General features: G+C 68.1%; 11 protein-coding genes. 4 read left to right on the top strand and 7 right to left on the bottom strand.

What is annotated here, in order from left to right; all coding sequences use genetic code 11:
- From ASG29_RS17530 to ASG29_RS10160, 3 genes are all read right to left on the bottom strand, one after another.
- Positions 1-1524: class I tRNA ligase family protein (locus tag ASG29_RS17530; protein ID WP_235532861.1), on the bottom strand; the 1524-nt coding region annotated here is incomplete at its 3' end.
- Positions 1525-1606: 82 nt separating this feature from the next.
- Positions 1607-2536 (bottom strand): bifunctional riboflavin kinase/FAD synthetase, encoded by a 930-nt coding sequence (locus ASG29_RS10165; RefSeq protein WP_055983396.1) that lies wholly within the window; start codon positions 2534-2536, stop codon positions 1607-1609.
- 69 nt (positions 2537-2605) lie between these two features.
- The gene (locus tag ASG29_RS10160) at positions 2606-3073 is read right to left on the bottom strand and encodes a dihydrofolate reductase (RefSeq protein WP_055983394.1); all 468 of its coding nucleotides are present in this window, start codon (positions 3071-3073) and stop codon (positions 2606-2608) included.
- 269 nt (positions 3074-3342) lie between these two features.
- On the opposite strand from ASG29_RS10160, the gene ASG29_RS10155 reads away from it, so the two are divergent.
- The 4 genes from ASG29_RS10155 to bfr all read left to right on the top strand — a co-directional run bounded on the left by ASG29_RS10155 (position 3343) and on the right by bfr (position 6029).
- The gene (locus ASG29_RS10155) at positions 3343-3972 is read left to right on the top strand and encodes a hypothetical protein (RefSeq protein ID WP_055983392.1); all 630 of its coding nucleotides are present in this window, start codon (positions 3343-3345) and stop codon (positions 3970-3972) included.
- 34 nt (positions 3973-4006) lie between these two features.
- Positions 4007-5188 (top strand): DUF418 domain-containing protein, encoded by a 1182-nt coding sequence (locus tag ASG29_RS10150; protein WP_235532860.1) that lies wholly within the window; start codon positions 4007-4009, stop codon positions 5186-5188.
- Positions 5189-5265: 77 nt separating this feature from the next.
- Positions 5266-5436 (top strand): bacterioferritin-associated ferredoxin, encoded by a 171-nt coding sequence (locus tag ASG29_RS17525; protein ID WP_055983390.1) that lies wholly within the window; start codon positions 5266-5268, stop codon positions 5434-5436.
- A gap of 101 nt (positions 5437-5537) precedes the next feature.
- Positions 5538-6029 carry a bacterioferritin gene (bfr, locus tag ASG29_RS10140; RefSeq protein ID WP_055983388.1) on the top strand — a complete coding sequence of 164 codons (492 nt, stop codon included), beginning with the start codon at positions 5538-5540 and terminating at the stop codon, positions 6027-6029.
- 51 nt (positions 6030-6080) lie between these two features.
- Here the strand turns inward: bfr and ASG29_RS10135 are convergent, their stop codons facing one another.
- The 4 genes from ASG29_RS10135 to ASG29_RS10120 form a co-directional block, all read right to left on the bottom strand.
- Positions 6081-6470, bottom strand: a complete 390-nt coding sequence (locus ASG29_RS10135) for an Hpt domain-containing protein (RefSeq protein ID WP_082515900.1) — start codon at positions 6468-6470, stop codon at positions 6081-6083.
- A 112-nt stretch (positions 6471-6582) separates the two neighbouring features.
- On the bottom strand, positions 6583-7956 hold the full coding sequence (der, locus tag ASG29_RS10130) for a ribosome biogenesis GTPase Der (RefSeq protein ID WP_055983385.1): 1374 nt from the start codon (positions 7954-7956) through the stop codon (positions 6583-6585).
- Between the two features lie 159 nt (positions 7957-8115).
- Positions 8116-9438: a PQQ-like beta-propeller repeat protein gene (locus tag ASG29_RS10125; RefSeq protein WP_055983384.1), complete on the bottom strand. Its 1323-nt coding sequence runs from the start codon at positions 9436-9438 to the stop codon at positions 8116-8118.
- Positions 9435-10136 (bottom strand): tetratricopeptide repeat protein, encoded by a 702-nt coding sequence (locus ASG29_RS10120; RefSeq protein WP_055983381.1) that lies wholly within the window; start codon positions 10134-10136, stop codon positions 9435-9437. Before ASG29_RS10120 ends, ASG29_RS10125 begins: the two co-directional genes overlap by 4 nt.
- Between the last annotated feature and the right edge of the window lie 89 nt (positions 10137-10225).

Here is a 10225-nt window from a genome sequence, read left to right as displayed (position 1 = left end):
GCCCGGCCCGTCCTCATGCCCCGCCCTCACCCTTCCGCCGCCTTCGGCGGCTCCCTCCCTCTCCCGCTGGGAGAGGGACTTCCCATCCATCGGGATGAACCATTGCGGGGTCGCGCGGAAGATGACCTTCGCCTTCGACCGCCACGAATGCGGATAGGAATGCTTGAAGTCGTCCGACGCCGCCAGCAACGCCCCCGCCGCGCGCAGGTCCGAACAGATCGGCCCGTCCGCGCTCACGAACTTCTTGTTGATGACCGACCCCTGCCCGCCGAGCCACGCCCAATCGTCGCGGTACATCCCCGCGCCATCGACCGCGAAGACCGGGTCGATGCCGTGCGCCTTGCACAGCAGGAAGTCGTCCTCGCCATGATCGGGGGCCATGTGGACGAGGCCCGTGCCGGCGTCGGTGGTGATGAAATCGCCGGGGAGGAACGGGCGCGGCCTGGCGAAGAACGCCAGCGCCGCCTCCACCGCCCCGTCGTCCCCGCGAAGGCCGGGATCCATCTCTCCACCGGCACCGTCGCCCGCGTCGATGGATGGATTCCCGCCTTCGCGGGAATGACGGAGGTAGTTGTAGATCGGGTGGCGGGCGGTCGCGCCAGCTAGTTGGGCGCCTTTGACAGCCTGCAACGGCACAAGCTCGCTCCCGAAGCGCGCTCCGACTGAACCAAGAAGTTCAAGGGCGACAAGATACCTCCCGCCATCGTCGTTACGCTTCCGACACAAGCGATACTCAATCTCCGGCCCATAGCTCAGCGCCTGGTTCACCGGGATCGTCCACGGCGTCGTCGTCCAGATCACCGCATGCGCGCCGACCAGTTCCGGCGCGTTCGGCGCCTCGATGATCTCGAACGCCACGTCGATCTGCGTCGACACGACGTCCTCATATTCCACTTCCGCCTCGGCCAGCGCGGTCTTCTCGACCGGGCTCCACATCACGGGCTTCGCACCGCGATACAGCTGGCCGGATTCCGCGAACTTCAGCAACTCGCCGACGATCGTCGCCTCGGCATCGTATTTCATCGTCAGATACGGGTCGGCCCAGTCGCCCATGACGCCCAGCCGCTCGAACTCGGCCCGCTGCACCGCGACCCATTTGTCGGCATAAGCGCGGCATTCGGCGCGGAACTGCGCGACGGGGACCTGGTCCTTGTCCAGCTTCTTCGCGCGATACGCCTCCTCGACCTTCCATTCGATCGGCAGGCCGTGGCAATCCCAGCCGGGAACGTAGGGCGCGTCATAGCCCATCAGCGTGCGGCTGCGGACGATCACGTCCTTCAGCACCTTGTTCATCGCATGGCCCATGTGGATGTCGCCGTTGGCGTAGGGCGGGCCGTCGTGCAGGATCCACCGCTCGCGACCCGCGCGCTGCTCGCGCAGCCGGTCGTACAGGCCGATCCGCTGCCACCGCTCCAGGATGGCGGGCTCCTTCGCGGCGAGCCCCGCCTTCATCGGGAAGTCGGTCTTCGGCAGGAAGACGGTATCGCGGTAATCGCGCGTCGCGGTATCGGGTGTGTCGGTCATGGAAGGCGGGCATTAGCGCGCTATGACGGGCGCGTCATCTCCCCGCGCACGTCGCGCCCCGTCGCGTTCCCGCGGAGGCGTATCAGGCCGTGCGCAGGATCGCCCGCGCGCGCGCGCAATCGGCCGCCATCTGTATCATCAGCGCGTCGAGCCCGTCGAACTTCGCCTCCGGCCGCAGATAGTCGATCAGGTCGACCTCGATCTCCTGCCCGTACAGGTCGCCGGAAAAATCGAAGAAATACGGCTCCAGCAATTCCTTCGGCGGGTCGAACGTCGGCCGGATACCCAGGTTCGCGGCCCCGTCCAGCACGCGCCCGTCAGGCAGGCGCCCCCTGACGGCGTAGATGCCGTAGGCCGGGCGCAGGTATCGCCCCATGTCGAGGTTCGCGGTGGGATAGCCGATCGTGCGCCCTACCTTGTCGCCATGCTGCACGACTCCCCGGATCGCGAAGGGGCGCGTCAGCAGCCGCGCGGCGCCGCGCATGTCGCCCGCACGCAGCAGGTCGCGGATGCGCGTCGAGGACACGACCTCCCCGTCGAGCGTCACCGCCCCCACCGCCTCGGCCGAAAAGCCGAGCCGCGTACCGAACGCGGCCAGGGTCGTGACGTCGCCGCCCTTCGCCCGTCCGAAGGTGAAATCCTCCCCCGTCACCACCCCCGCGATGCCGAGGTTCGCGATCAGGCGTTGGCGCACGAACGCCTCCGCCGACAGCGCGGCGAGCCCGGCGTCGAAGCGGAACACCACCATCGCGTCGACGCCCGCCGAGGCGAACAACCGCTCGCGCTGGTCCAGGGTGGTCAGGCAGAACGGGGGCGCGTCGGGGCGGAAGAAGCGGACGGGATGCGGATCGAACGTCGCGACCAGCGCAGGCCGCCCCTCGGCACGCGCGCGCGCCACCGCGCGGCCCACCACCGCCTGGTGCCCGAAGTGGAAACCGTCGAAATTGCCGAGCGCGACGATCCCGTCGCGATAGCGCGCCGGAATGGCCGCGCCCCCGTCAAGTCGCTCCATGCGCGCGCTGTACGGAATGGGAAAGGGAGCGGCAAGCATCGTCGCTGCCCCAGACCCGCGCGGGCGCGGTCAGCGGACCAGCGTGACGAAGCTGTAGCCGGGCCGCTCCCCTTCTGCCGCGTGATGCTCGCGCGCGATCTCGCGCCAGCCGTCGAAAGCGGGCACCGTCGCATCGCCGTCCGGCGCGGCATGGACCTCGGTCAGTTCCACGCGATCCGCGCGGTCGAGGAATAGCGCGAAAATCTCCGCCCCGCCGATTACCGCGACTTCCCCCGGTCCGGTCAACGCCAGCGCAGCGTCGGCGGAATGGACGACCTCCGCCCCGTCCGCGGACCAACCGCGATCGCGCGTCAGGACGACATGTCGCCGCCCCGGCAACGGCGCGGGAAAGCTCTCGAAGGTCTTGCGTCCCATCACCATCGGCTTTCCCATGGTCATGGCCCGGAAGCGCTTCAGGTCCGCGGGCAGATGCCAGGGCAGCGCGCCGTCCGCACCGATCACGCCGTTATCGGCGCGCGCCAGAACGAGGACGATCATGCGGCCTGCAACACCAGCGCGCACAGCGTCGCCACCACCAGCAGCATCATGTAATCGCGCACCACTCGTCTCCCAGCCGCCCTGTTGCGATTACAAATGTCATCGATGATCTGAACGCGTCGTGAACCGGCGATACCACCCCTATCCTGCATCGATCGCGCGCCCGATGCAAAGCCGGCGACCGTGTCGATCGCATTGCGTTTCGGATCGCGTTCCCCGAAAGGAGGCCGATGTCGATCGCCCGCCTTCCACGTTCGGTGGCGTCATGCATGCTCGCGGCCCTGCTGCTCCTGACGTCGCCCGCGGACGCGGCGGTCACGATCGCCTTCTGGAGCCGCGATTTCGGCAATTACTTCCCGCACGCGTTCTTCACGCTGCGCGGGACGCCGGACGCAGGCGGGCCGACGATCGATGCCAGCTACGGCTTCACGGCGCGATCGATCACGCCGAAACTGCTGTTCGGCAACGTCGGCGGCCGGGTGGAAGCGGCGAAGCGCAGCTACATGACGGGCAGCCATGCGCGGTTTTCGGTGACGCTGAGCGATGCGCAATATGCACGGGTGCTCGACCTGATCCGTGCCTGGGATGAGAAGACCGGGAATTCCACCTACAATCTGGGCAAGCGCAACTGCGTGCATTTCGTGCGCGAAGCCGCGATGATCGCGGGGCTGAGCGCCGACTTCCCGAAGCTGATGAAGAAGCCGGGCCGCTATCTTCAGGCGGTCGCGGTCGCCAATCCGCGGCAGGTGGCGGTGATCGACCGGAACGGGAAGGAGTATCTGGCGGGCCTGCCGCCGATCGACGGAACCGCGCCGGTGGCGGTATCCACCGGCACGCCGGGATTGATGAAGGGCAACGGCGCGGACGCGGTTTCCGCGGATGCGGGTGACGCGCGTTAAGGGCTCCGACGCGGCGCGGATCGATGCTCTGGACATGATCCGCGGCGCGGCGGTCATGGGCATCCTGGTCGCCAACCTGCCCGGCTTCGCGCTTCCGCGCAGCGCCTATTTCTCGCCGCTTGCATGGGGCGGAACGACCGTGGCGGACCTGGCCGTCTGGGCCGGCACCTTCGTCCTGGTCGAAGGCAAGATGCGCGGCCTGTTCGCGGCGCTGTTCGGCGTCTCGCTGCTGCTGGTCGTCGACCGCGCCGAACGGTCGGGTGCGGATTGGGCGGCGATCCATCTGCGCCGCATGGCCACCCTGTTCGTGATCGGCGGCGCGCACCTGTACCTGCTGTGGTGGGGCGATATCCTGAACCAATATGCGCTGCTCGGCACGGTCGCGTTCCTGTTCGTCGGCGCGCCGGTCCGCCTGCTCGTCGCCACCGGCGCGGCGGGAATCGCGGTGGCGGTGATCGACGGCGCGTCGCTCGCGCTGGCGGCGCAGGCGGCGGCACCACGCGCAACGGTTTCGCAGGTCGCGACGTGGCAGTCCCTGGCCAGCGGTTGGGGCGTCCCGCCACCGAGCGAGCTCCGGGCCGAGATCGCGGCCTTTCGCGGACCGTGGCTTCAGGGGGTGATCTGGCGCTGGAACGGCAGCGTCGACCCGTTCACCACCGCGATCCGGAGCGGCGCCGAGACGATCGGCTACATCCTGCTCGGCATGGCGGCGTATCGCAGCGGGTTCGTCACGCTGGGATGGGCGCGCCGCAACTATCGCCGGATCGCCGTCGCCACCCTGCTTCCCACGCTGGCGATCCACGTGTGGCTTGCCGTGGCCACGTGGCGGAGCGGTTTCGACCTGCGGCAAGTCCTGCTGGCCTCGATGGTCGTGTCGCCGATGTTTCGCCCCTTCATGGTGGCGGGATACGCCGCGCTCCTGCTGCTCGCCTTCCGGCCGGGAGGCTGGCTGTCGACGCGGGTCGCCGCCGCGGGGCGCATGGCGTTGAGCAATTACCTCGGCACGAGCATCGTGATGGCGTTCGTCTTCGACGGCTGGGGGCTCGGGCAGTTCGCGCGCTGGCCTCGGGCGGGCCTGTGCCTGCTCGTCCCCGTCGCATGGGCGGCGATGCTGTGGTGGTCGACCTGGTGGTTGCGCCGATTCGCCTATGGCCCGGCGGAATGGTTGTGGCGGGCGGCGGCCCGCGGCGAGATACCGCGGCGTCGTCCGCGCTAGTTGCGAACGCGACGCAAAAGTTCTTGCGACTCACTCTCACCTGCACTAATCGGGGCAGCGAGGGAGAGGGAGTGCCCATGGTCGTCTGCGTCTGCAACGCAATCCGGGAATGCCAGGTCCGCGCCGCGGCGCGATCCGGCTCGACGACGGCATGCCAGGCCTATCGCACCCTGGGGCGCCAGCCGAAATGCGGTCAGTGCGTGCCCTTCGCGCGCGAAATCATCGATTCGGAACGCGCCGCCGCTTAGGCGTCGCAATACCGGAAAATCCCGGTTTTCCGCCACTTTTCAGGTTGCCTGGGTATGGTCGCAGGGCGTATCCGCAGCCGAGGTATTTTACGGAGCCGGATATGAAGGGCGACCCGAAGGTCATCGAATTCCTGAACGAGTCGCTCAAGAACGAGCTGACCGCGATCAACCAATATTGGCTGCACTATCGCCTGTTCGAGCATTGGGGCGTGTACAAGCTCGCCGCGTTCGAGCGGCACGAATCGATCGACGAGATGAAGCATGCCGACTGGCTTGCCGAACGCATCCTGTTCCTGGACGGGCTGCCCAACTTCCAGTTGCTCGGGCGCCTGCGCATCGGCGAGACCGTCGAGGAGGCGCTGAAGGCCGACCTGGCGATGGAGATCGAGGCGGTCGCGCAGTTGAAGGAGGCGATCGCCTACAGCGAGCAGGTACGCGATTTCGTCAGCCGGGACCTGTTCCAGAAGATCCTCATCAGCGAGGAGGAGCATGTCGACACGCTGGAGACGCAGTTCGAGATGATCGAGCGGATGGGCATCCACAATTACGTTCAGCTCAACTCGCAGGCAGAGCACGACAAGGGCGAGGGGTGACGGCAGCGTGACCCGCGTTTCCGTCGACCCGGACGGGTCGACGGGGACGTCTCAACCGCGCCGTCCGAAGCCCTGCGCCGGACGCCGCTGCGCCAGCGGGTTCGCCTCGCGCTCCAGCAGTTCGAGCGTTCGCATGAACAGCGGGCGAAGCGCCACCACGTCCTCGATCGCGCCGCTGGGGGAATCGCGCCGCTCCACGCAGGCGCGGGCGTGATCCTCGATCTTCTCGGCCAGCACGGCCAGGGGATCGGCGCCGAATTGTCGCGCCTCCCCCTTCAGCGTGTGGGCAGGGATCACCATCGCCGCGGCGTTGTCCGCACGAAGCGCCTCCTCCAGCACCGATAGCGATTTCAGCCCGTCCTCGCGCAGATAGCCGAGCAGGCGGACGAAGGCGCTGCCCAGTTCCGCGCGGGCACGCTGATACGCGACGCGATCGATCAAAATTCCACTCTCGAACGACACCGCTTCCTCCACAGGCGACACACGCCCAACCCGATTCCACGGGTTGCTTACGCTACCACAGGTAAAGGCGAGGTAACCGTTCGCGCCCGCGTCACTGCTGATCGAACGGGTTCTTCGGCGCGCGCATCATCATGCGCACCGGCACGCCGCCGAACCCCAGGTCGCGACGCATGGAGTTGACGAGGTAGCGTTCGTAACTGGCAGGCAATTGATCGACGCGGGTGCCGAAGACGACGAAGCTGGGCGGGCGCGACTTCACTTGCGTGACGTACCGCATCTTGATCCGCTTGCCGCCCGGCGCGGGTGGCGGGTTCGCCTCGATCGCGCGTTCGAACCAGCGGTTCAATTCGCCCGTCCCGACGCGGCGCGACCATGCCTCGCGCGCGTCGAATGCGGCCTGGATCAACGGATCGATCCCCTTCCCCGTCGCCGCCGATACGGTCAGGACGGTGACGCCCTTCACCTGGCTCAATCCGTCTTCCAGCGCCTTCTTCACGCCGTTGAAGAGCGACGAGGTATTTTCCGCCACGTCCCATTTGTTCAGCGCGATGATGAGCGCGCGGCCCTCCTCCAGCACGCGATCGGCGATGCGCAGATCCTGCGCCTCCAGCCCCAAGTTCGCATCGAGCAGCAGGACCACGACCTCCGCGAAATCGACCGCGTGGAGCGCGTCGGCGACCGACAGCTTCTCCAGCTTGTCCTGCACCTTCGCGCGTTTCCGCATGCCCGCGGTGTCGATCAAGCGGACCTGGCGCGTCCGCCCCTTGGGATCGGTCCAGTCCCAGTCGATCGCGATCGAATCGCGCGTGATCCCCGCCTCCGGTCCGGTAATCATCCGGTCCTCGCCCAGCATGCGGTTGACCAGCGTCGACTTGCCCGCATTCGGACGGCCGACGATGGCCAGCTTCAGCGGCGCATCGGGATTCTCCTCGTCCTCGTCGGGCTCCTCCTCGTCGATCTGCAACGCGTCCAGGTGCGGCAGCAACGCTTCGAACAGGTCGCCCATCCCCTCGCCATGTTCGGCGGACAGCTGCACAGGGTCGCCGAAGCCGAGCGCGAGCGATTCCAGGACGCCCTGTTCGCCGCTGCGCCCCTCCACCTTGTTCGCGACCAGCACGATCGGCGTGTCGGCGACGCGCAGCCAGCGTGCGATCTCCTCGTCCAGCGGGACGACGCCCGCACGGGCATCGAGCATGAACAGCGCGACATCCGCCCCGTCGACCGCCGCCTGCGTCTGCCGGCGCATCCGGCCGGGCAAGGTGTCGGGGTCCTCGTCCTCGTAACCGGCGGTATCGATGATGCGGAAGTCGAGGCCGATCAGGTGCGCGTCGCCCTCCCGCCGGTCGCGCGTGACGCCGGGGCGGTCGTCGACCAGGGCCAGTTTCTTGCCGACCAGGCGGTTGAAGAGCGTGGACTTGCCGACATTGGGGCGTCCGACGATCGCGACGGTGGGAAGACGGGACATGGACGGGCCTTGGATAATGGTCCCGCGGCGTATCGCCGCCTCCGTTCGGCCTGGGCGACGTCGAAGGCGATGCGCCGCGAGAGGTGCTTCGACGTCGCTCGGGACGAACGGTTACGGGCGGTCCCTACACCACCGCGGCCCGTTCGTCACCTGCGGCCCCTACCGATAGGCCGTGATCCGACCGTCGTCGCCCAGCAGGTACAATGTCCGGTTCGCGACCACCGGGGGAAGCGAGAAGCGTTCGCCCGCCTTTATCGTCGTCTGGACCGACCCGTCCACCGCCGACACCGCGACCAGTTCGCCGCGCGAATTGGTCAGCCAGAGACGATCGCCCGCCAGCACGGGGCCGAACCAGTTATAGGCGTCCGATCGCTTCTCCTCGTTCTTGAAGCCGCGCAGCTGGCTGATCCAGCGGATCTTGCCGTTGGCGCGCGACAGGCAGACGACGCGCGCGTCGTCGGTCACGACGAAGATCCATTCTCCCGCGATCCACGGCGTCGAGATGCCGGCGAACGTCTGCTCCCACAATCGCTGCCCGGTGGCGATCTCCAGTGCGACCATGCGGCCGCCCTGCCCGATCGCGTAGACGCGGCCGTCCGCGATGACCGGATCGGCGTCGATGTCCGCCAGGCTGGAAACCGACGTGGAGATGGAGGTGCGCGACAGCGCGTCCTGCCACAGGGTGCGTCCGTTCTCGTACCGATAGGCGGTCAGTTCCCCGCTGGAAAACCCCGCGACGATCGTACCCGCGCTGGCCGCCGGCGCCGCGACGCCGAACACGCCCTGCGATTCCAGGCTGGCGGACTGGGTCCACACGACCTTCCCATCCGGCTGGTTCAGGCCGTAGATCTGGTTGTCCTGGCTCAGGACGTACACCTGGCCATTGGCGACGGTCGGTGCGCCGCGCAGGGGGCCGCCCGGCTTCGCGCGCCACACTTCCTTCCCGTCCGCGGCGTTCAGCGCGACCACGTCGCCCAGCCCGTCCGTGGCGTAGACCTTCCCGTCGTCGTAGCTGACGCCGCCGCCGAAACGGGCGCTGCGGTTCTGGTCACCCTGCGCGACGCCGGTGCTCCAGATCTTCGCGCCCGTATCGGCGGCGAAGGCGTGCGCGGTGCCGGTCACGTCGACCACGAACAGCTTGCCGTCCGCGATCACCGGCGCGGCGCCCAGACGCGCGCGGTTGCTGCCGCCGTCGATCTGCGCGCTCCATGCCTGGGACGGCGCCGCGGCGAGCGCCAGGTGGCCCATCGACTTTTCCGCATTGCCGCCCGACTGCGTCCAGGCGTCGTTTACCGCGGCGGGAGGCAGCAGGACCTGCACGTTGGCGAGCGCCGGATCGACCTCCACCGCATTCTCGGACGCGAGGATCGGGACGCGCTGTCCCACGGTCGGCGTCTTCTTCGGGCCGCCCTTGAAGATGCCGCAGCCGCCAAGGCTGCCCACCGCCGCGACCGCGGCCAGTGCCGCGAACGTCTTCCTCATTGCTTGGTCACACCTTTTGCCGGAACCGCCGCGTCGACGCCCATCGCGCTCGCCATCTGAACCGCACGTTGACGCAGCGACGGCGGGACGCCCTCGTCCCGCGCGATCAGCGAGAAGGTCTGCGCCGCCAGATCGCGACGCCCCTGCTTCAGATACGCCGCAGCGACCAGTTCGCCCGCACTTCCCAGCCAGGGATTCCCCGGCACCACCAGCGGCTTCAGCCGGTTCACGACCGCATCGGGGGCGAGCGTGTCGAACTCCGCGCTCGTCTGACGGATCAGGGCCAGATCACGGAACGGTTGCGCCACCGTCGTATCGCCCGCGATGCCGCCGAACTTCGCCGCCGCCCCCTTCAGGTCGTTCTTGACCAGAAGGATGTCGGCCTGCGTGAACGCGGCGAGCGCCCGGTAGCCGTCGTGCTTCGACCCCGCCAGTTCCGCCAGCGGCTTCGACGCGCCTGCGGTATCCTGTGCCGCGAGGTAATCGTAGGCCACCTGCAACCGCTCGCCCTCACGCTCCGCGGCCACATTCTGCTGGTGGCGCCAGAAGAGGTAGGCGGCGAAGGCGGCGAGCGCGACGATGATCGCCACGATCGCGACCCGGCCCCAGCGCTTCCACAGCGCCAGCGCCTGATCGCGGCGCAGTTCCTCGTCGACTTCGCGCAGGAACGCTTCGTTGTTCTGGGGCGTCAGCGCCACCGCACACTCCGGGGTAAAGGGGAAACGCCGCGCTCTAGCCCAGGCCCGCGCGGAACGGAAGGGTCACGGCTTCGGCGCGTAGGTCTGCT

Origin of the sequence: Sphingomonas sp. Leaf412 (assembly GCF_001425405.1) — a bacterium.
GTDB lineage: Bacteria > Pseudomonadota > Alphaproteobacteria > Sphingomonadales > Sphingomonadaceae > Sphingomonas.
Note: the sequence above shows the minus strand (reverse complement) of the source record. Positions and strands in the feature narration are given on the sequence as shown.

Bases quoted from the DNA above. Each gene is read 5' to 3' on its own strand.
- ASG29_RS10165 (WP_055983396.1), bottom strand. From the start codon at position 2,536: ATGGAGCGACTTGACGGGGGCGCGGCCATTCCGGCGCGCTATCGCGAC.
- ASG29_RS10160 (WP_055983394.1), bottom strand. From the start codon at position 3,073: ATGATCGTCCTCGTTCTGGCGCGCGCCGATAACGGCGTGATCGGTGCG.
- ASG29_RS10155 (WP_055983392.1), top strand. From the start codon at position 3,343: ATGCTCGCGGCCCTGCTGCTCCTGACGTCGCCCGCGGACGCGGCGGTC.
- ASG29_RS10150 (WP_235532860.1), top strand. From the start codon at position 4,007: ATGATCCGCGGCGCGGCGGTCATGGGCATCCTGGTCGCCAACCTGCCC.
- ASG29_RS17525 (WP_055983390.1), top strand. From the start codon at position 5,266: ATGGTCGTCTGCGTCTGCAACGCAATCCGGGAATGCCAGGTCCGCGCC.
- bfr (WP_055983388.1), top strand. From the start codon at position 5,538: ATGAAGGGCGACCCGAAGGTCATCGAATTCCTGAACGAGTCGCTCAAG.
- der (WP_055983385.1), bottom strand. From the start codon at position 7,956: ATGTCCCGTCTTCCCACCGTCGCGATCGTCGGACGCCCCAATGTCGGC.
- ASG29_RS10125 (WP_055983384.1), bottom strand. From the start codon at position 9,438: ATGAGGAAGACGTTCGCGGCACTGGCCGCGGTCGCGGCGGTGGGCAGC.